This window comes from Hydrogenophaga sp. SL48, from assembly GCF_021729865.1.
GTDB lineage: Bacteria > Pseudomonadota > Gammaproteobacteria > Burkholderiales > Burkholderiaceae_C > Hydrogenophaga.
Genome location: NZ_CP063400.1, coordinates 1 through 20,990, shown reverse-complemented (window position 1 = coordinate 20,990; position 20,990 = coordinate 1). Strand labels below are relative to the sequence as shown.

Annotated in this window: 17 protein-coding genes and 3 pseudogenes; 11 read left to right on the top strand and 9 right to left on the bottom strand. The window is 58.3% G+C overall.

What is annotated here, in order from left to right; all coding sequences use genetic code 11:
- Window positions 1-29: 29 nt before the first annotated feature.
- Both IM738_RS00095 and IM738_RS00090 read right to left on the bottom strand, forming a co-directional pair.
- Window positions 30-1,883 carry a TnsD family Tn7-like transposition protein gene (locus tag IM738_RS00095; RefSeq protein ID WP_236966419.1) on the bottom strand — a complete coding sequence of 618 codons (1,854 nt, stop codon included), beginning with the start codon at window positions 1,881-1,883 and terminating at the stop codon, window positions 30-32.
- A gap of 264 nt (window positions 1,884-2,147) precedes the next feature.
- On the bottom strand, window positions 2,148-2,396 hold the full coding sequence (locus IM738_RS00090) for a DUF433 domain-containing protein (RefSeq protein WP_236966418.1): 249 nt from the start codon (window positions 2,394-2,396) through the stop codon (window positions 2,148-2,150).
- A 477-nt stretch (window positions 2,397-2,873) separates the two neighbouring features.
- On the opposite strand from IM738_RS00090, the gene IM738_RS00085 reads away from it, so the two are divergent.
- The 6 genes from IM738_RS00085 (at window position 2,874) to IM738_RS00060 (ending at window position 9,011) form a co-directional block, all read left to right on the top strand.
- Window positions 2,874-3,125 carry a hypothetical protein gene (locus IM738_RS00085; RefSeq protein WP_236963873.1) on the top strand — a complete coding sequence of 84 codons (252 nt, stop codon included), beginning with the start codon at window positions 2,874-2,876 and terminating at the stop codon, window positions 3,123-3,125.
- Window positions 3,126-3,307: 182 nt separating this feature from the next.
- The gene (locus IM738_RS00080; protein WP_236963872.1) at window positions 3,308-3,868 is read left to right on the top strand and encodes a thermonuclease family protein; all 561 of its coding nucleotides are present in this window, start codon (window positions 3,308-3,310) and stop codon (window positions 3,866-3,868) included.
- Window positions 3,869-4,106: 238 nt separating this feature from the next.
- A complete protein-coding gene (locus IM738_RS00075; protein WP_236963862.1) occupies window positions 4,107-5,042 on the top strand; it encodes a tyrosine-type recombinase/integrase in 936 nt (311 codons plus the stop codon).
- A 12-nt stretch (window positions 5,043-5,054) separates the two neighbouring features.
- Window positions 5,055-6,236: an IS91 family transposase gene (locus tag IM738_RS00070; protein ID WP_236963861.1), complete on the top strand. Its 1,182-nt coding sequence runs from the start codon at window positions 5,055-5,057 to the stop codon at window positions 6,234-6,236.
- 881 nt (window positions 6,237-7,117) lie between these two features.
- Window positions 7,118-8,044: a hypothetical protein gene (locus IM738_RS00065; protein ID WP_236963871.1), complete on the top strand. Its 927-nt coding sequence runs from the start codon at window positions 7,118-7,120 to the stop codon at window positions 8,042-8,044.
- 1 nt (window position 8,045) lies between these two features.
- On the top strand, window positions 8,046-9,011 hold the full coding sequence (locus IM738_RS00060; RefSeq protein ID WP_236963870.1) for a M4 family metallopeptidase: 966 nt from the start codon (window positions 8,046-8,048) through the stop codon (window positions 9,009-9,011).
- Window positions 9,012-9,189: 178 nt separating this feature from the next.
- On the opposite strand, the pseudogene IM738_RS00055 reads toward IM738_RS00060, so the two are convergent.
- Window positions 9,190-10,171: pseudogene (locus IM738_RS00055) on the bottom strand (IS5 family transposase).
- 247 nt (window positions 10,172-10,418) lie between these two features.
- Here IM738_RS00055 and IM738_RS00050 point away from each other — a divergent pair.
- Complete coding sequence (locus IM738_RS00050; protein ID WP_236963869.1) at window positions 10,419-11,333, top strand: YiiX/YebB-like N1pC/P60 family cysteine hydrolase; 915 nt, start codon at window positions 10,419-10,421, stop codon at window positions 11,331-11,333.
- 21 nt (window positions 11,334-11,354) lie between these two features.
- Window positions 11,355-12,455, top strand: a complete 1,101-nt coding sequence (locus IM738_RS00045; RefSeq protein ID WP_236963868.1) for a BON domain-containing protein — start codon at window positions 11,355-11,357, stop codon at window positions 12,453-12,455.
- A gap of 36 nt (window positions 12,456-12,491) precedes the next feature.
- Here the strand turns inward: IM738_RS00045 and IM738_RS26010 are convergent.
- The 6 genes and pseudogenes from IM738_RS26010 to IM738_RS00020 all read right to left on the bottom strand — a co-directional run.
- Window positions 12,492-12,647: pseudogene (locus IM738_RS26010) on the bottom strand (tetratricopeptide repeat protein); the annotation flags it as partial.
- 257 nt (window positions 12,648-12,904) lie between these two features.
- Window positions 12,905-13,441, bottom strand: coding sequence for a DUF6933 domain-containing protein (locus IM738_RS00040; RefSeq protein WP_236963867.1), 537 nt, complete (start codon window positions 13,439-13,441; stop codon window positions 12,905-12,907).
- Between the two features lie 203 nt (window positions 13,442-13,644).
- Window positions 13,645-13,965 carry a hypothetical protein gene (locus IM738_RS00035; RefSeq protein WP_236963866.1) on the bottom strand — a complete coding sequence of 107 codons (321 nt, stop codon included), beginning with the start codon at window positions 13,963-13,965 and terminating at the stop codon, window positions 13,645-13,647.
- 60 nt (window positions 13,966-14,025) lie between these two features.
- Window positions 14,026-15,963, bottom strand: a complete 1,938-nt coding sequence (locus IM738_RS00030) for a hypothetical protein (protein WP_236963865.1) — start codon at window positions 15,961-15,963, stop codon at window positions 14,026-14,028.
- Window positions 15,951-16,514 (bottom strand): hypothetical protein, encoded by a 564-nt coding sequence (locus tag IM738_RS00025; protein WP_236963864.1) that lies wholly within the window; start codon window positions 16,512-16,514, stop codon window positions 15,951-15,953. The genes IM738_RS00030 and IM738_RS00025 overlap by 13 nt, the downstream gene beginning before the upstream one ends.
- A complete protein-coding gene (locus tag IM738_RS00020) occupies window positions 16,501-17,763 on the bottom strand; it encodes a hypothetical protein (protein ID WP_236963863.1) in 1,263 nt (420 codons plus the stop codon). The genes IM738_RS00025 and IM738_RS00020 overlap by 14 nt, the downstream gene beginning before the upstream one ends.
- Before the next feature lie 210 nt (window positions 17,764-17,973).
- On the opposite strand from IM738_RS00020, the pseudogene IM738_RS00015 reads away from it, so the two are divergent.
- From IM738_RS00015 to IM738_RS00005, 3 genes and pseudogenes are all read left to right on the top strand, one after another.
- A pseudogene (locus tag IM738_RS00015) lies at window positions 17,974-18,147 on the top strand (IS3 family transposase); the annotation flags it as partial.
- 372 nt (window positions 18,148-18,519) lie between these two features.
- A complete protein-coding gene (locus tag IM738_RS00010) occupies window positions 18,520-19,455 on the top strand; it encodes a tyrosine-type recombinase/integrase (RefSeq protein WP_236963862.1) in 936 nt (311 codons plus the stop codon).
- A gap of 12 nt (window positions 19,456-19,467) precedes the next feature.
- Window positions 19,468-20,649, top strand: coding sequence for an IS91 family transposase (locus IM738_RS00005; protein WP_236963861.1), 1,182 nt, complete (start codon window positions 19,468-19,470; stop codon window positions 20,647-20,649).
- Window positions 20,650-20,990 lie beyond the last annotated feature (341 nt).

Below are 20,990 nucleotides of genomic sequence, written 5' to 3'. Positions count from 1 at the left end.
GTGCCGAATTTTCGACTTGCCGTCGAACGTCAGAACAGATCGCCGGAGGGATGAATGGATGATGGGCGAGTGCCAAGCGCCGACTGGATGGCTTGACGGGTCAAAGGCAATCGATCCAGGACTCGCAACTTGGGCTTGAGTTCGGGCACAGCCTGGTAGATCTCCCACAACTTCAGTGACCTTGGGCGTTCTGCACACAGTTCGAGCACGACTGTGCGCACACGCTGGCTCATCCATTGATCTCTTTCGTCCCAACGCACCGCAGGCGCCTGTTGGTCCGCATGCCTCGCGATGGGTTCTGGTTGGTGCGCCTTCAACCAATCACGATCATTTCGATACAGCCAGGCGTAGAGCGCTGGATCCATGGCACGCAAGATCTTGATACCTGCTGATCCAAACGTTTCTCGAAGACTCAACCAGGAACCCCGGGCAGTCTCCTGAATTCGCTTGCTCCGGGCCGCTATCCAAGTCTGATGCAAGCCGGGATGTGTACGCAGAATTCTGGTGATTGAGCCAACGGACACATCGTGCCTGATTGCCACTTCCGCTTTGTCTGCACCATGCTGCAACTCTTCGACTACAGCCTGCAGCTTCTTGGGTTTCAACAGCTTGGCGCGCCGCTTTGTCTCGATGCCAGCCGCCGCGGCCCATGCCATGGCTGTACCAACTGCAACGCCCACGGCTGCGGCTGCGGCCGTCGTTGCCACCCCTTCAGCAATCATCTCGATCGCTCGCTGCCGCTGGTCACTGACCGTCGATTTTTGCCGGCTCTCCTTTGCATCAATGGCAATCCGGCATGTCGCAACATTCCCCGCAACACCCCCACCAGAAGCGGACATTCCCAGCCCATCAATGGCCGCAGCAAATGCTTCCGCGTTCTCAAACAACCAGGACGCACCCACCAGCCATCGCAAAGGGTGCGTTCCCCCTCTGATCGGATGAAACATGAGGCCCAGATCGCGAACAGCTTCGCCTTCGTTTTTCGCCAATCCACTCAGTTCAGGCACGCCACGAATCGCCAGTACATGGTCAAGGTATGAGGCCCACACCTGGTTCAACTTCAATCGCCCACTGGGTGTCAGCCATCCACGGCGATTCAGGCCAGTGCGCAGAGCCTGCTGGAGCAATGCCCCAGTCCATCCGCCCTCTGTCACCCGTCGATCAAACAACTCGACAACAAATCTGGCCAGGTGCCTGAGCGATTGAAATGATGCAGATCCCTCATCCACCGCTACAGGGGTCAGGTGACCAATGGATGGGAGGTGCCACAGAAATCGCTCAACACCCGTTGACTTCAAGGACGAATTGAGAAGCAGGGTTTGGTGCTCCTCACACACCCAGACACCGGGATACTGATGCCTCAAGTGCCAGTAGACCCACCCGTGCTCACGCCTGTCTCTGTCCATGCAACCCGGGCAGGCCTTCAGCGGATGGTTTGCGCGAAATCTGCTCGTGAGCAGACCCATCCGAAACTTAACGTGCGCAACAGTGTCACCACGCATCGCGGCAACAACCTCTGAATTCAATGGCTGCGTCTGAAACGGCCGGTAAAAACTCAGCAGCGTGCGTTCTTGCGCTATGTCCTTGGGGCCGCCGAGGCGATAGTCGGTCCGCTGGGCAAAAGCATCCAATCGACAAGGCAAATCGTGCTGCACACCCTGGCGTCTGTGGCCAAACAGTTGCATGGTGGTGAGCGAGCTGACGCTGTGGCCAGTGAGCACATGGTGGCGACTGCACAAACTGAAGAATGTCTCCCCGGGCAGCCAAGACAGCAGGGTTGGAGCATCGTCAATCACTGCGACACCTACCACTGCATGCTTCAGTGTCCTTGCATGGTCGATCAAACTGGCACATTCGACAACTCTATGCACACCGAAGACCACCGACAAGTCTTCCGTCAGGCTGTCCTACCTGCCGACGTCTCGACACGGCTGGTCGGGCTCTGGTGCTGAACGTGTCGTCCTTGGCAAATGCTCAGGCGTGAGGCACTCGCCATGAGAAATCGGAGCCTCATGAACTTGAGATGCGCTTGATGACTCGGGTAACACGTCGCGGGAGCCCCGGATTCACGTCGGCAATGCGACGAGGCCTACCTCGTCGAGGATGCACCTCATCGTAGACCTTCGCGGATTGAATGTGTGCTTCGGTCAAAAAGGGTACGAAGCCTTCAGGCGGTCCAACGGGATGCCTACCGCGAATGAACCCAGCACAACTTCGACCGGCACCCACGTGCCCGCGAACACCGGCACTCCGCCCATGACTTCTGGGTCAGTGGTCACCAGAGCGTCCGCTTGGTCTACTTCCTTTGATCGATAGAAGGCTTCCTGGAGGAATGGCAACACATCAACTTGGACATGTTTGCGCTGAACCTTCCAGCTCATGGAATCCAGCAGCATCAACGTCAAGACTTGGTCCTCTACTGGCAGCAGGTCGACGCGGCTGTTGAGTTCCTCGAGGATTTGTCTACGCGCGCCTGCGAGAAGTTGGTCCTCGGTACCTCACTCACGGTTCGGCATGTGGCTCAAATCGGGGCGCCCACAACAAGGTTCTTCTGGCCAAAGCCCGCGGCACTCCTAGCCATGAATCGTTTGGCAACCGCCCCACCTTGCGGCTCTGTCTTGAGATTGGACTGGAGCTTAGAACCACGCCCAGAGCCGACGAAGCAGGACCGGTGCCGGGATGCGGAAGGGCTTGTAGTGCTGACGAAAGACGGAAGACATGCTTGACTCCTCGGGAACTGTGCGTTGACCAATGCATACTGTAAATAACATCAGTATTTATTGCAAGCACCTAAAAAGCGTCGTGACCAGCGATGTCAGCACCATCCGCGCCTGCGATATCCTCGCGCCGTCATCCCCACAGACGGAGCAACAATGTTCAAAACCTCCCTGTTCACCGCATCTGCGCTGATGCTTCTGTGCCAAGCCGCCTGGGCGCAAGACCTCAGCTGCATGGCCGCGGCGGCCGAGAAGAAGCTGGCCGGCGCCGCCAAGACGTCTTTCCTCAAGAAGTGCGAAAAAGATGCCACCGCCCGTTGTGATCTGGCCGCGCAGCAGAAGACGCTGGCTGGCGCTGCCAAGAACAGCTTCACCAAGAAGTGCATCAAGGATGCCGTCGGCAGCTGAGTCAACGGGACTGCCTGTGATTCATCTCTTGGGGCCGCTAGGCGTGATCCAAGTCATGATCCTGTGCCCGCGTGCAGACAACTTCTGAAGGATCTGATAGGCCAGGATTCCTGGACCCCAAGTGCTGGAGCCGACATGCCACCGGCCTCTGCTCATCCAGAGTCTTCCTCCCCGAAGATGCCGTGACGCGCCTGTTCGACCGGATCAGTCCGGGAAATTGTTTTAGGGCCCACCCCGTGACCGGTCGAAATTCCCACTGGCGCATTTTCCTGATGCTAGTTGCCTGCTGGTCGATCAGCGGCTTGCTGCACGCTCAGAGCATCCAGGGTCTGGTCGTATCCATCACCGACGGCGACACGTTGACTGTGCTGGACGCCCAGAAGGTGCAGCACAAGATCCGTCTTGCGGGTATCGACACCCCGGAGCGCCGACAGCCGTTTGGGCAACGCGCACGTGATGCCCTTTCCACCCTGGTCTTCCAGAAGGTCGTCCTGGTGCTCACAGAAAAGAAGGACCGCTACGGTCGCTGGGTGGGCAAAGTGATAGGCGACGGCCGGGACGTGAACCTGGCACTGGTGGTCCATGGCTGGGCCTGGCACTACAAGAAGTACGCCAGTGAGCAGAGTGCATCGGACCGGCTGCTCTATGCGAATGCCGAAGAAGATGCGCGATCCCGGCGCCGCGGCCTTTGGTCCGATCAGCATGCAATTGCCCCCTGGGACTGGCGGGCGGGGTCTCGCTGAGCCGGTTGCGCAGCCTTCCAGGAGAACCGTTTTCCGTGGCTTACTAGGGCTGGTCCAGCTTGTTCCATTCGAATCTGATCGGAGGACTTTGTAAGAAGTTGAGTGACGGTTGTGCAGCGATGGACTAAACCGCTCGCGCGGTAGACGCTCCGGCTACGTTGGTGGCGTTTCGTTGCGCCCGTGATTCTGCGATGTTGGCGGTCGAGGCAATCCGCCTCGGTCACGCAGGAGCAGGATCATGGACATTTGCACCCCGACCCCATCCGCGGCCGTCTCGCCGCTGCGCCAACGCATGCTCGACGACATGCGCATGCGCCAGTTCGCAGAGCACACGCAGGACGGCTACATCCGCGCCGTGCGCAAGCTCGCCACCTTCCTCGGCCGCTCGCCGCACACCGCCACCGCCGAGGATCTGCGCCGCTTCCAGTTGCACCTGGTGGACACCGGCACCGGCCCAGTCACCATCAACGCCACCATCACCGGGCTGAAGTTCTTCTTCGACATCACGCTGGGCCGGCCGGAGCTCATGCTCAAGATGACGAACGTGGCCGTGCCGCGCAAGTTGCCGGTGATCCTGAGTCCCGAGGAAGTCGGCCGCCTGATCGCCGCCGCGCCCAACCTCAAGCACCAGGCTGCCATGTCGGTGGCCTATGGCGCGGGCCTGCGCGTCAGCGAAGTCGTCTCGCTCAAGGTCGGCGACATCGACGGCGAGCGCATGACACTGCGCGTGGAGCAGGGCAAAGGCCGCAAGGATCGCTACGCCATGCTCAGCCCCGTGCTGCTGGAGCGGCTGCGTGCCTGGTGGAGGCTTGGCCATGCCCAGGGCAAGATCCGGCACGGTGGTTGGCTGTTCCCGGGCCTGGACCCCACCGATCACGTGACCGCGCGCCAGCTCAACCGCGCCGTGCACCTGGCCGCCGCGACGGCCGGCATCGACAAGCGCATCACCCCGCACGGCCTGCGCCATGCCTTTGCCACCCACCTGCTGGAGCAGAAGGTCGATATCCGTGTCATCCAGGTGCTGCTCGGGCACAAGCGGCTGGACACCACGACCCTGTACGCCGCCGTGGCCACCGACCTGCTGCGCCGGGTCATCAGCCCTCTGGATCACACGTCCGCCAAGCCCGCAGGCGAACCAGCGCCCGAACCTGCACCGCAGCCGCCAGCCCTGTAGTCGTACGCCATCGTGCAGGGGCGACTCGCCCTGGAGGTCGCCGACATCTTCCGTGCCCATGGACCCGCCTGGCCTGACGCCCAGCGTGGTCACCTGAGCCTGGCGCAGCTCAAGGTGATGTCGGCCATCACCCAGTGCCGCACGGCGGCACTGGGTGGCCATGTCCTGCGCTGCGACGGCTGCGGCCAAGACGAGGTCTCCTACAACTCGTGCCGCAACCGGCACTGTCCGAAGTGCCAGAGCAGCGCAGCCAAGCGCTGGCTGGATGCGCGCCAGGCCGATCTGCTGCCGGTGGAGTACTACCACGTGGTCTTCACGCTGCCTGCACCGATCGCCGACATCGCGTACCAGAACAAGGCGGCGCTGTACGGCTTGCTGTTCGACATCGCCGCCGAGACGCTGCAGCGTATCGCGGCCGATCCCAAGCACTTGGGCGCCCACATCGGCGCCACACTGGTGCTGCACACCTGGGGCTCGGCACTGACCCACCACCCGCACGTGCACGGCATCGTGCCAGGCGGCGGGTTTGCGCCCGACGGCAAGACTTGGGTAGCCTGCCGCCCGGGGTTCTTCCTGCCGGTGCGCGTGCTGTCGCGGCTGTTCAGGCGCCGCTTCCTGGAGGAACTGCAGCGGCTGCACGATGGCGGCGCACTCAGGTTCTTCGGTGAACACGCGGCGCTGGCTGAACCCGTGACCTTCAAGGCCTGGCTTGCGCCGCTGCGCCAGTGCGAGTGGGTGGTCTATGCCAAGCGGCCATTCGCCGGGCCGCAGGCGGTGCTGGCCTACCTGTCGCGATACACGCACCGCGTGGCCATCTCCAACAGCCGGCTGCTGGCGATGGACGAGCGCGGTGTCACCTTCCGCTGGAAGGACTATCGCGCCACAGGGAAGACGCGCCACAAGGCGATGACGCTGAGCCCGCAGGAGTTCATGCGCCGCTTCCTGCTGCATGTGCTGCCGGGCGGCTTCCACCGGATTCGGCACTACGGCCTGCTGGCCAACAGCAACCGGCGGGACAACCTGGCGCTGGCGCGCCAGTTGTTGCAGGTGACGCCGTCATCGCCGCAAGCGCCGGCCACCGATGGCTTGGACTCGCCACGTCCGACCTTCGTCTGCGCGCACTGCGGCCACGCGATGACGGTGCTGCAGGTCTTCTTGCGCGACTGCTCGATTCGGGCGCCGCCGGCATCATGACCACGCTCGAACACCGCCGATCAACTCGACGCTGGACATGGCGTTCGGTGGGCTGCTGCGTGCGTCGCCTGGTCAGCGTCTGCGCAGGCTCGGCCAAGAGCTGCTGCCGTATCGAAGTGGCACACGCACGGGCGCCTGCGGTCATCGATGAGGTGTCGATGCTCAGTCGTAGGCCGCCAACTCGCGACGCAAGCGTAGAGCAATCGCCATAGCCACCGCGCTCGACAACTACCGTAGCGGTCGCCGCGGTTTCCTCCCTCGAGGCTTATGCAACACCTGCCCGACAGCAGTGAGGGTGCTCGACCGCTTGTGCGGCTGGGCAGGTGTCACACAAGCCTTAACGACAGCCGTCGGTCGGGCCCGGGAGCTGAGTTCACGGTGCCTGGCACGAAGTCGTCATCGGCTCACCCAGCGGCACGGCGGCATCAATGACAGGTATCGAGAGGGCTGCAGTCATCCAGCGTGGCAGTCCACCGGTTGCTCCGCCAACTCATGGTCGAATGTCCGCTGCACGAAGGGTCGAACTCACGCTCTCGACCCACTGCAGACCTTCATTTCGCCGATGTTGCTGCCAAGAAGCCGACATTCCGCAGAACCCAGCTGGGCACGCTCGCACAAAACAGCCTGTGCGACACAACCCCGGCGCTGCACATAAAGCGCGTGCGGCGGGCTAGGTAGCTTGAAGCTCAGCGGCGCGGAAAAGGAAATTTCGGCAGCAACACCGACGCGAGGTTCAGCTATGGCAGGCGGAACGGGCGAGCTGGGCCGCGTCGGCCCAGCAGCTAGCACGTTCCGCGGGGTGCGTCAATTCGGATTTTTGAGGGTGCATTCCGCGCTAGTTCCCGCTACACCTGCGGAGACCAATACACGGGGAGATAAGTATGAAACGTTTACCTCTGAATCAGTTTGCCTATCCTGCCCCCGTTTTGGCAGGAATCGGAGCTAAGAACACTATCTCGAGTGGCCCAGATGATGGTGCGAATAATGGCTTGGCAGCTTGCTTTTGGCAGCCACTTCGTCACGGATCCACTTCGCAAGCAGTCAGCAATTCATTGAGTGCGCTCATTGAGGTGGCAGGCGCGGCAAGTACGGGAGAACTTAACATTGGTGGGCATGGCAATGAAGGCATTCTAGAGACAGGTATGGGTCAAAGCGGGCCGTTTGACGTGAATACCATCATTCAGAGTTGGAACGAATACGCTTGGGGGCCGGAACTTGACAAGATCAATCCTTCGCGAATTACGCTTGTTTCAATCTGGTCATGCCATACAGGCGCGGGTCAAGACGGCGCAGATCTTCTGTATGCAATGGCCCGGCGCTGCGGTCGAGCAGTTCGAGCAGGAACAGGATTTCTCTACAACAATGGGCAAAAGCTGTGGTGGGAGAACGGGACTGTGTGGCAAGTGGCAACGCCGACGCACAAGCCCGACCCTATCTCGGCACCAACTCCGCATTTGCTGATGATGGGCACTCCACTGGAATTTGAGGTTGGCGGCAAAGATTACACTGTCGCCGACATTGAAGAAATCGCCATTACGCTTACGCTTCAAAAAAATGCCGTCGCTACAACGACGGTAATCGACGGCATCGCAGCAAAGAGCGCTGCCAGCAGCCTGTTTTTGCCCCCAGCGCTCGAAATGGATGCGATGGTTTCTGGTTTTATAACAGGAAAGATCCATCTTCTCTTCACCGACAAGGCGCTGCTGGACTTTGATGTCTACAACGACCGCCTTGCGATCAGCCCTGAGACTAAGACGGCCTATTACCTTTCGGGAAGCATCAAGAGCCTGTCTCGGATCGTGTCATAGCATGTTGCCGGCAAGTCTTTTGTTGCGGCTTGCCGCGCTGGATCATATTCCCGAACACTGTCGTCGTGCTCTTGAAGCTTCAACCCGATTACCTGCTCGTTTGGTACAGGACAGAACGATACGAGCATCAGGGCGGGTTGCCATTTTCAATTGCGATAGCGGCGAGGTGCTTCCTGGAAGGGAAGTAATGTATCCTGCATTGTCAAAGGAGAGTTCCGAATTGCGAGCTTGGGCGTTTACCAGCCGTTTTCGAGTGTTTTTGGATGAGGTGGCCTCTCGAGACTCCATTGACGGTAAGGGCTTGCGGATTGATTCCAGCGTTACCTACAGCCGCGCTTACAGCAACGCATTTTGGGATGGTGCTCAGTGTGTTTTCGGAAGCGGTGATGGATTGATGTTTACTGATTTTACATCAGCAGCCGATTTTGTAGCACATGAAGTATTGCACGGCTTCACGCAGTTCACATCAGAGTTTGAGTACGAGGGTGAGGCAGGCGCCCTAAATGAGAGTATATCGGATGTGCTTGGGGTTTCCTTCCGACAGTGGATGAACGCTGAATTTGAAAATCCCGACTGGGGACTTGCTGGACCTTTGCTCGGGCCTTTGGCGCTTGCGAGGGGCTGGCGCTATTTGCGCAATCTTGAGAATCCTCAGTCCCCGCTATCAATGACAATTCAGCCGAAGCATTACTCTGATTACAGTGTGGGCGGAGAGCCGCACATCAACTCCGGTATTCCGAATTACGCTTTTTTCCTGAGTTGTGTCGCGCTTGGTCAGTTGCCGTCCTGGCTCGGGGCAGCTAGAGTTTGGATTAACGCAATGACATCTGCCTGCTCAATTCCTAAGGCTTCTTTTTCAGATTTCGCGCGGCTGACAATTATCGCTGCAGGCAAGGTATTGCCTGAACTTAGCAATGCTCCTGATGCGATTGGCGGCGCGTGGGCGACGGTGGGCGTGAAGGTCTAGTTTTCTGTTCCGGCCTGCACGTTTTCCAATCCCTACTTCTAGGGAAGGTCTGCACAACACCCGCCGCAGCGTGAGTTGATGCAAGCAGTTTCAGATGACGGCGATTTCCGGCTCACGAGGCCCATTTCAAGACCGGTTTCGCCCCGGTTTGCGGCCCTCTGGCCGCCCGCAGACGCACTCATCCCCGCGTCTCCTGCAGCAACCTGCGTCGCACCATCCACAGGTTGGACAGCGCAAACAGCGTGTGCACTGCGCAGTGTTCTTGGCAGCCCGCGGTAGCGAACCTTCACGTGCCCGAACTGGCGCTTGATCACCCGGAACGGGTGTTCGACCTTGGCCCGGATGGGCGCCTTGGCCTGCTCCAGCTGATCCAGGATCGCGCCCATCGGTGTGCTCCTGTCCAGCGCCCTGCGCTTGCCCGGTCGCATGGCCTCGTGCCAGTTGACGCTGATGCCTTGGGTCTCTGCTCGCTTGTCCACGCCCTGATAGCCCGCGTCGGCCAGAACATTGGTTTCCTCTCCGTGCACCAGCGCGTGCGCCTGCGTCACATCGTTGACGTTGGCCGCCGTGCCCACCATCGTGTGCACCAGGCCCGAGTCTGCATCGACCCCAATGTGCGCCTTCATGCCGAAGTGCCACTGGTTGCCCTTCTTGGTCTGGTGCATCTCGGGGTCGCGTTCACCATTGCTGTTCTTGGTCGAACTCGGTGCGGCGATCAGCGTGGCATCGACCACCGTGCCGCTCTTGAGCAGCAGGCCCTTGGCCGCCAGCGTGGCGTTGACCGTGGCCAGGATCTGCACGCTCAGGTTGTGGGCTTCGAGCAGGTGGCGGAACCGAAGAATGGTGCTCTCGTCGGGCAGGTTGTCTTCCCCTGCGTCCAGGCCCGCAAACTCGCGAAACATGGGGGTGTCGTACAGCGCCTCTTCCATCGCCGGGTCCGAGAGGTTGAACCACTGCTGCAGGAAGTGGATGCGCAGCATGGTCTCGAAAGCAAACGGCGGGCGTCCGCCCTTGGAGCCGGGTGCGGGTGTGTGCGGCGTGATCAGCGAAACCAGCTCCGCCCAGGGCACCACCAGGTCCATCTCGTCCAGGAACTCGCGCTTGCGCGTCCTCTTGGTCTTACGCTCGAATCCACTCTCGCCCTGGCTCATTTGCTTCATGTCGTCACTGTCTCACATCGGGCCAGAGGCGCTGGGGTTTTGCAGACCTTCCTTAGTTCGTCAAGGAGCAGGCGCAGCGGGATGGGTAGTGACAGCACCCACTGGCTGACCGGGGGAATGCCGGAGTGCGCCGGGTAGTGCGATCCGAAGCCACTCACCGGCTGCGGCGAGGTTCCTCCAGCTCGAATTTGACGAGCGCACGCTGCCGTGCCCGCGCTCTCAATGGCTGGTGTTCCTGTGCGAAAAGATGTACGCTTTGCTGCCGGCTGAGGTCACGTCGAAAGGCGAGCGCCAGTCGCGAAACTTCTTCAGGTCCGAGCACCGGGAGGGATGTGCCATGCAGGTACAGGCTTCTAAAACGAACGACCGCCGAGCGTTTATGGCGCGCATTCTGGCTGCGTCCACGCTGTTGGCAACGACGGACACCTCGAATGCGAACACCCCAACGGACGTTCCTCGGCCCAACCCACAGCTCTTTCAGGCTGGGGATTTCGTTTGGCCAAAGAAGCCCCAAGCGTACGTCCCCTATAACGCCGGTACATCGAATTCGGCGGCAGATGACCGTGCGCTGTGGAGGGCAGAACGAGATGCGTTCCTACTGAAGCATGCGGGCGCGCCGACAGCGGATCCGCTCGATAGACAGCGCATCCAGGTCCTTCAGGGCATGGACTATAGAGAGTTCATAGCCGTTTATGCCGGTGGCCAGGCACTAGGCCAACCAGGTGTTTATTCGGGTGGGGCGTTCTATGTTGGGCACGTCGGAATCATCGATATTGATCCCGCAGGGACGCCTTGGGTCATAGAGGCCCTGATGACAAAAGGTGTGGTGCGTGTGCGGTATCGAGACTGGATTGAGGAGCGGTTCGATTCTGCAATCTGGTTGGGTCGATTGAAGGCTTTCTCAAGCTCGGCAAGAAATGACGTGGTTGAACTCAGCAGAAAGCAGGTCGGAAAACCCTACAACTTCTGGAATTTCGACTTGAATGATGACACGGATTTTTACTGTTCAAAGCTCGCGTGGCTCTGCTGTCATCGTGCGCTGAAGATTTCCATTGATGAAAACCCGCAATCTAAGCGCATCCTTTGGTTTTCTCCAAAACAGATGCTGAACGCTAAGACATCCATCGAGATCATCCACAATCCTGGATCCTATGCTTATTGAGCATCCGCCAAAGGGGAAAAAATGATCGACATCGGCAAAAGGTGTGGTTTGATATTCCTGGTGGGCGTTGCGAGTACGGGCGTGGGTGCTCAGGACTACTCGGGGATCAGGACGGCAAACCAAAATGTTGTCGTTTTCATTCACTCGGAGCGCGTCAATAAAGATGGAACTGGAGTACGAGAGGATAGTTCCGGCACCGGCTTTGTCGTCACTGAGTACGGACACATGATTTCCGCCAATCATGTAGTGCTCGAGGAAACCCGGGAAACGATAGTGAAAACCTGGGGATCGATCGGTTCGCGGAACAGTGCGAAATACCCAGTGGAAGTGGTGAAGCGAGAGGGCGACCTCGATCTTGTACTCCTTGCCTTGCAGATACCAGCCGATTTAAAGCTTCAAATTGCGCAGTTCGGCAACAGCGGCGGGTTGCGCCTCGACGCGCCACTTTATGCTCTCGGTTTCCCCGGAAAATCGGATCTGTCGCCTGCAACCGGAATTCTTAGCAATCGGTCGGGCCCGAAGGGCCGCTGGCAAACCACCTTGGGGATCAACCGCGGCAATAGCGGGGGGCCTGTGTTCGACCCGCAGACGAAAAAAGTCGTTGCAATAGCTTGGGCTGGTGACGATACGGCACAGCAGGTCACCTACGCGATCCCGGAGTCATACGCATCCGGCTTGCTTCAAATTGCGGGCAGCGAGGCAATAGCCGCGACAGTAAAAGCAGCAATTCGTTCTGACGCTACCCTGAAACACTCCAATGTGGTGGTTGCGGCGGCCAAGGACTCGATAATGTTGCGTGGGTTCGTTGGTTCCAACGATGCAAAATTGACGGTGGCAAAGCTGGCTTCGCAAATCAAAGGTGTCAAGTCAGTGACGAACGATATCGTAATTGTCGATTTCAACTACAGCAGTCCAATCGATTACGCTATTACGCAGCAAGTCAAGCGAAAGCTCGAAGAGGACATGGTGGCGAGCAAGATCGCGGTCGAAACGACCAATGGCGTCGTCATTCTTTCTGGTTTCGCCAAGAGCGAAGTCATTAGCCAGGGTGCCATTGCCACTGTGCGCTCGATCGAGGGCGTCAAAACGGTCAAGAACGCCATGGCAGTGGTCAAGTTCTGACGCCTGCGGGGAAGGCGAGAGGTTCCCGCTCCCCCGGGCTCGGTTGAACGCCTCGCGCGCGACGTCGCTACGCTCCTCGGCCGCTAGCGACATTCCCAGCCCCATCCACCACACGCCGTTGTTCGGCGTGACCCGTAGCGCAGCCGAGAAATGCTCGGCCGCTTCGTGGTGCCGATTCAGGCGCTGCAGCACGGCCGCGCGCACGTGAGGTCGTCGGCACCGGCGCCAGGCGCCCCCCGCGCGGCCATCCTGGTTGACGCTGTCCAGCTTTCGAAATTCGACCAGCGATGCCCCGATCTCCACGCGGTCGCGCGACCGTTTTCAGGTCTCGCATCGGTTGGCTCGGTTGACGACACCGAATTTGTCAACGACCGGTTTCAGGCGGCGACTTCGGCAACCCGAACGGCAGCAAGGGGTCGCTGGTTGTCGCTCGCTTCAGAGTGAAGCGGTCATCGGCTGATGACCGCCTGCAGCGCCCGATGAGCAGCGAACGCCGCGAGTGTGGCTTGGTCGGGTGCGCCGTAGTCTATGACCTTCAGGGGCGTCTTGGCTAACCAGAGCGATTGCGACAGCAGCGTTCGATCCGGGAAGTTGAGCAGCCCGACTTGAAGCTGAAATGCCAAGTCGTTGAGCGATCCCAGGACTCTGCGGTTTGCCGTCTTTCCAACTGCCCAATGTTGCATTGCACCGCGCTCGGCAGTCGCTTCGTCCGATGGAACGCCTATGGCGGCGAGCATCGGCTCCAGAGCCTCGCAGAGCCGCTGGACGAGGGCTCGACTATCCCGTGCTGGCACCACTACTGGCAGCAAGCTTCGCTCGCTGACAGCGAGCACAACCTGGATTCGGCCAATGCGGATCAGATTGGCGTACCAGTCGCCGAGGACTGTGTCCGGCGGTGCCGACTCTGGATCAGGCGTGGCGTTCAGCCGGTCGAGGAGCTTATGGGTGCAGCGAAGGACAAACACAGTGCAGAGATGGAGAGACAAATGGCAAGTATCGAGGCTGACCAATGTTTCTTTCGGCGGTAGTGCGGTCGTACCTTACCTGGACCATCGAATGGCCATTGATGAACGTCGCCGCCGCTCAGGACTCAACATCGAGTGACTCAGTTCAGCCTCAAGCGACCTTCGATTTTTCAAGTTCGGCAGTGCAGCGGTTGCCGTCGGTCAAGGCCGCAAGTCCCTGATCCTCAACACCAAGGCTGCTTGGCTACTTTCCATCGCCGGCCTTGAAGATCTTTTCCTTCGACTCCGGTATCCATCAACAGGCCAAAGATGCTGATGTCGATAACCGTGGCCTCGTCCTTGTCCCAGAAGACGATAGCGTACTTCGTGAGCACATTTGCCCAGCTGTACTTTGGCCAAAGATCTTCCCCGTCAAGAATGTTGACGCGAACGTTGTAGACCTTGCTCGTTTCCAAGTACTTCACGCACCCGTCCTCGATCACGGTCGTATCTGCAGAAGCCACCCCGCAGCAGAAGGCTAGCAGCAGTACCGATACGCTTCTCATGCATTTCCCCCCACCAGAGCAGGAGTTGCCCTTCAGTCTGATATTTAGAGCTGATCGCTCTCACTGCTCATGCCGACGTACCAGCAACTTGTCATCGTCAGATAGTCGGAGCACCACATTCGTGTCGAACTCCGGTGGATACTTCCCGACCCCAGTGGAGAAGATAATCTGGAAGGGTTTCTCCCAGATATTTTCAAGTGCTTCAATCTGACGCAGCATTTTCATCAGCGCATCCAAATCAATCCCCGCGGTTTCCGGCGTATCGACTAGCAGGAGCCGTGGGAATGGGATGTCCGACAATAAAGCCAGCTGCAGCAAACCGAGGTAGTAAAGAAACCGCTTCGGAACCTTGGCACTATGCTCTCGATACTGCCCATTATTGATAAGCGGTAGGTAGGTTTGTGAGTCAATTGACGCACTCCGGCAGTCTGTAACGACTGAGGTCATGAAGTCGTTATAGACCCTATCAAAGTCTTTAACCTGCGTCTGCAGTTCGTCACTCGACTCACTATCAAGTCGCTGTACAGTTAGCCTAGCGGTGTCAACGGCTAACTTCTGATTTTTCTGACGCGTGAGAAGACTACTCAATTTGCTCTCTAATGCAAGAGCTTCTTGAGATTTTGAGAGTTTGCCACGGGCATCGAGGATTTTTTCATCAATTTCCTCCATAGCACTCTCGACCCGGTCTGGAACTAATCCTGCTTCTTCAATTCGCTTACGCTTAACCGTAATTGATCCTAAGACCTGCTCCCGCTTTACAACCAAATGGGTGTGCTCTTCTCGAACGCCTTGTATCGCTAAGCGCAGGGTATCAAGAGCCTTTGTCTTACTCTTTAAAATCTCCAGATACTCGGCTGGACTGTAGAAGAATCGCTGATACTCCTGTTCTTGAACTCCATTCCCACAAATGCAATGTCCAGGAGCTCTCATTACATCATTCAGGCAGTACGGGCAGGTATCCCCTGAGAAGAGGTTTAATTGCCTATGAGCGTAAATTACTTTATTTATTCGTTGAATGTCCGACTGTAGGGCTCGCTCTACATCCTGAAGCCTTCCTGCCTCACTAGCCAGTTGTTCACGACTTTCATCAATAGTCCGCCGCTCCAATTCTAGCTCACGGACCTGTTGCATCTCGGCATCTAGTGCACTTTTTGCTTGAGCATTACCCAACTGGCCAAGGGAGAACGCCTTTCGAGACTTCAGTAAGGCCTCAATCTGAGATTCAAGTTCCTCAATACGAGTGCCAAGTGTCTTGACGTTAGAGACCTCATTTACACCACTTGCCCGTAGCAGATGATTAACAATATCCTCATACTCACTATAGACAGCCTTGGCGGCTACATAGTCACGCTCAGCATTCTTGAGAACCCCAACGGCAGCATAGAGCTCCATCAAGGTTTTGCCAACCAAAATTTGGAAAATAGCCCGACGAATTTCCAAGGAGTCACTATAAGGGCCGGCTACATCAGCTGGTTTATAAATACCATTGGGGTCGGGGCTTTGATTATGGTAGATCAGCCTAGCAAGGTCGGTGAAATTAAGTTTGAACTGTTTTCCACCCTGAAAGATGTCAACAACAGGGATGTTCAGCTTTTCCAAGAGCCAGTCGGAGAATGTCTTGCAATCATCACGCCGATGTATTGGATACGTGTTCGCTTGCAGTTCCTCGATAACGCCGTCAGCATCATGAGGAGCCTTCATCACCGTGATGCTCGTATCTCTCAACCGTCGGCTAAGTGTGAACAGTTCACCATCCACACCAATAACGAGACGAACCAGATTATTCGTGTCATTTACGACCTGAATATGCTTTTCCGCAGCATCTGGGTCGAATTCTTCAACACGCCCACCAAGCCCGTAGTATATAAGATTGAAGAACGTCGACTTCCCACTCCCATTCGGACCTTCGATGATAGATATTCCATCGGCTAAGGTAGGCGAGTCAAAGTAGTAATTGTCGCCTATATAAGAGACCTTCTTGATACTTAGGAAACCCATACACGAACCCCTCTGTCCATATAAAGCCGTTCCAACAAACCATCAAACGATAGAATTGAAAGCCTTGGAACCAGTCTTTTCAACTTCTCCGCGTTGTCTCTCTCTTCATGAAACGATGCATCCTTCAAAAAATCTTTCGGTATTTTTTCGGCGACCAATGAGATGTCAAGCACCTCAAGGTTTTGCGTCCGAAGCATCTGGAGAAAACCTTTTCGTTCCAGAGAAAATATGATTTTAAAGACCTCGCGCTTGTGCAGCTCTGCCGTCGTATAGCTTGAGAAAAGCAACTCGCGGTCAACAGCATTCACTATTTTTGAGTTTTGCGTGCGCTCTAAAATATCGACAAGATGGGAGTCGCCTAAAAACTGAACCAAATAGGCAATTTTCCGGTGGTCTCTAATTCGGCGAGCACTTCCGCCCAATAGCTCCAGAGCCAGGAGGATGGAGTATGCTAGGAAATAAAAATCTTCCCCGGAAATAAAAAACAATGGGCGCTTGTTTTTGTGAGGGCCTCGTGGCAGGTCTCCAGAGAGTTTTTCACTGTCGAGCATCGTTCATCCCCTCATCGAATGCCAGGAAGCAATCGTCAAACAGCGTTAGAACTGCACCTCTCACTGCATGACTATCACGAGGAGCATAACGATAACGTGAGCTCAGGCTAGTTATGTGGCTTTTGGCGATTAAAGTGAGGTCGTCAATGATGTTTGTTACTTCTTGCTCAGTGAAGCTTGTAGCGGTAGCGCACTTTTGGATGAGTGGCAATTCACAAACATCAAGAATTCTACGCAGGAGGGCCTTCATCTCTCGTGCACCTTCTGCTTCCACTTTCCTAGCGAGGCTGCAGTTCTTTGCAAGCACCTTTAATAATCGCGGATTGAAATTCGGGCACACTGCCAAAATTTTGTCTGAGAGATTTCGGAAGTCTGTGTTACCAATATCATCCCACTCATCGACGGCAGGGTCTTCTACTTGGTCTGAAAGAGCGGATTTGAATATAATTTCATTAAAAATGCTTCTCAGCGTGTCAGTGTTGACAAGTCGATCTAGTGGAGATTTTGAACAGGAGCGTTTCTCAATTTCATCTATTAGATTGGAGAGAATGAAGTTTTCCAAATCTGAATGACGATGGTTGTAAAATCTACAGGCTCGAATCAATTGGACCGCTTCGGCCTCAAGGCTATCGTTTGAATCACTTGCTACCATCCAATCAATGGACGTCAGGAAGTTTATAAACTCCGCCTCAGCCATCGATTCAAGTAATGTTCTATAGCCTTTAGAGGCGTCAGCGTACTCGCCAAAGTACACGTCCTTGGCTAAGGCAAAAGCGACAGCCTTGTCCTCATCATCAAGCTCTTCTTGTTGTGTGAGCTTCTTCAGGATGTCGTAGAACTTTTGTTTTGGTTCAAACCCTAGTTCGCTCCTGAATTCGGCTGACATTCGTTCTTGCGCAACTGTCGCCGATGCATAAACGCCCAGCTTCAAATCCTTAGAGCGGCCGAAGGAAAAATAGAGGTCGAGAAATGCGACTAATGTGTTTTTAACCGCAGCGGAATTGAAGCTAAGGCCTGAGCTGTAGTACTTGTTCTCTTCGCCACTTACTGGCGAAGTATCGGAACCGTCAAAGAGGACGGAGTCCTCCATGAACTCCATGGCACAAAGGACCTGACCGTCCTTGTTCTCCTGCACCCGCTGGAGGAAGCGGATTGCGGCCCGGAGCTTTTGAAAGCGAAAACCTTTGGTTTTGTCGCCGGCCTCACGGCTTATATGACCAACCTTCTCCGCGCAGCTCTCCGTCGTCATGAGCTCCCTCCATCTGTTTCATTTTGTGTTCGCCTCTTGTAGGACTGTACATGACAGGCGACGAGCGAAGCGCCCGTGCTTCGCCAGGAAAGTGGTGTCAGACAGCTGTTTGTGCTGTGCTCTATCAGCGCTCACGACCTTCCGTACTCGGCTGCGGCTTTCCATCCTGCACGATGGGCCGGGTCTCGCGAGACGGTCTTTATGCCAGGCACCTGCGGCGCCCGGCGCGTATGGCGCGACGTGCTGGAGCAAGTCCTGACCTGCGGGCTGCACCGCATCAAGAGGCTGTTGCGCGAGCAGGCATTGCGAGCCCGGACTCGCAGGCGTGGTCTGCTCCGAGATAAGGGCGAGCGCATTGCAGTATCCGCTTCCACTACAGATCAGCCAGCCAGCGAAAAGTCGCGGTCGGCTACTTTGGGTCGGGAGTGTCACTTCGTCCCATGCGAAACCGGTCCTTCACCCAGGACTTGGTGCCATCCAACTCCGAGTACCCGGTCTTGGTAGTGAAGCGGTCGCTTGCATGGCCAATGGCTGAATGACCGCTGGTGACGCTCTCTACTGTTCGGCACTGCGGTTCCCGAGTGACTCAGATCAGCCTGGGACCGACTTTGCGCAACTGAGGATCAGCAGTGCAGCGGAGGACTAAACCGCTCGCGCGGTAGACGCTCCGGCTACGTTGGTGGCGTTTCGTTGCGCCCGTGATTCTGCGATGTTGGCGGTCGAGGCAATCCGCCTCGGTCACGCAGGAGCAGGATCATGGACATTTGCACCCCGACCCCATCCGCGGCCGTCTCGCCGCTGCGCCAACGCATGCTCGACGACATGCGCATGCGCCAGTTCGCAGAGCACACGCAGGACGGCTACATCCGCGCCGTGCGCAAGCTCGCCACCTTCCTCGGCCGCTCGCCGCACACCGCCACCGCCGAGGATCTGCGCCGCTTCCAGTTGCACCTGGTGGACACCGGCACCGGCCCAGTCACCATCAACGCCACCATCACCGGGCTGAAGTTCTTCTTCGACATCACGCTGGGCCGGCCGGAGCTCATGCTCAAGATGACGAACGTGGCCGTGCCGCGCAAGTTGCCGGTGATCCTGAGTCCCGAGGAAGTCGGCCGCCTGATCGCCGCCGCGCCCAACCTCAAGCACCAGGCTGCCATGTCGGTGGCCTATGGCGCGGGCCTGCGCGTCAGCGAAGTCGTCTCGCTCAAGGTCGGCGACATCGACGGCGAGCGCATGACACTGCGCGTGGAGCAGGGCAAAGGCCGCAAGGATCGCTACGCCATGCTCAGCCCCGTGCTGCTGGAGCGGCTGCGTGCCTGGTGGAGGCTTGGCCATGCCCAGGGCAAGATCCGGCACGGTGGTTGGCTGTTCCCGGGCCTGGACCCCACCGATCACGTGACCGCGCGCCAGCTCAACCGCGCCGTGCACCTGGCCGCCGCGACGGCCGGCATCGACAAGCGCATCACCCCGCACGGCCTGCGCCATGCCTTTGCCACCCACCTGCTGGAGCAGAAGGTCGATATCCGTGTCATCCAGGTGCTGCTCGGGCACAAGCGGCTGGACACCACGACCCTGTACGCCGCCGTGGCCACCGACCTGCTGCGCCGGGTCATCAGCCCTCTGGATCACACGTCCGCCAAGCCCGCAGGCGAACCAGCGCCCGAACCTGCACCGCAGCCGCCAGCCCTGTAGTCGTACGCCATCGTGCAGGGGCGACTCGCCCTGGAGGTCGCCGACATCTTCCGTGCCCATGGACCCGCCTGGCCTGACGCCCAGCGTGGTCACCTGAGCCTGGCGCAGCTCAAGGTGATGTCGGCCATCACCCAGTGCCGCACGGCGGCACTGGGTGGCCATGTCCTGCGCTGCGACGGCTGCGGCCAAGACGAGGTCTCCTACAACTCGTGCCGCAACCGGCACTGTCCGAAGTGCCAGAGCAGCGCAGCCAAGCGCTGGCTGGATGCGCGCCAGGCCGATCTGCTGCCGGTGGAGTACTACCACGTGGTCTTCACGCTGCCTGCACCGATCGCCGACATCGCGTACCAGAACAAGGCGGCGCTGTACGGCTTGCTGTTCGACATCGCCGCCGAGACGCTGCAGCGTATCGCGGCCGATCCCAAGCACTTGGGCGCCCACATCGGCGCCACACTGGTGCTGCACACCTGGGGCTCGGCACTGACCCACCACCCGCACGTGCACGGCATCGTGCCAGGCGGCGGGTTTGCGCCCGACGGCAAGACTTGGGTAGCCTGCCGCCCGGGGTTCTTCCTGCCGGTGCGCGTGCTGTCGCGGCTGTTCAGGCGCCGCTTCCTGGAGGAACTGCAGCGGCTGCACGATGGCGGCGCACTCAGGTTCTTCGGTGAACACGCGGCGCTGGCTGAACCCGTGACCTTCAAGGCCTGGCTTGCGCCGCTGCGCCAGTGCGAGTGGGTGGTCTATGCCAAGCGGCCATTCGCCGGGCCGCAGGCGGTGCTGGCCTACCTGTCGCGATACACGCACCGCGTGGCCATCTCCAACAGCCGGCTGCTGGCGATGGACGAGCGCGGTGTCACCTTCCGCTGGAAGGACTATCGCGCCACAGGGAAGACGCGCCACAAGGCGATGACGCTGAGCCCGCAGGAGTTCATGCGCCGCTTCCTGCTGCATGTGCTGCCGGGCGGCTTCCACCGGATTCGGCACTACGGCCTGCTGGCCAACAGCAACCGGCGGGACAACCTGGCGCTGGCGCGCCAGTTGTTGCAGGTGACGCCGTCATCGCCGCAAGCGCCGGCCACCGATGGCTTGGACTCGCCACGTCCGACCTTCGTCTGCGCGCACTGCGGCCACGCGATGACGGTGCTGCAGGTCTTCTTGCGCGACTGCTCGATTCGGGCGCCGCCGGCATCATGACCACGCTCGAACACCGCCGATCAACTCGACGCTGGACATGGCGTTCGGTGGGCTGCTGCGTGCGTCGCCTGGTCAGCGTCTGCGCAGGCTCGGCCAAGAGCTGCTGCCGTATCGAAGTGGCACACGCACGGGCGCCTGCGGTCATCGATGAGGTGTCGATGCTCAGTCGTAGGCCGCCAACTCGCGACGCAAGCGTAGAGCAATCGCCATAGCCACCGCGCTCGACAACTACCGTAGCGGTCGCCGCGGTTTCCTCCCTCGAGGCTTATGCAACACCTGCCCGACAGCAGTGAGGGTGCTCGACCGCTTGTGCGGCTGGGCAGGTGTCACACAAGCCTTAA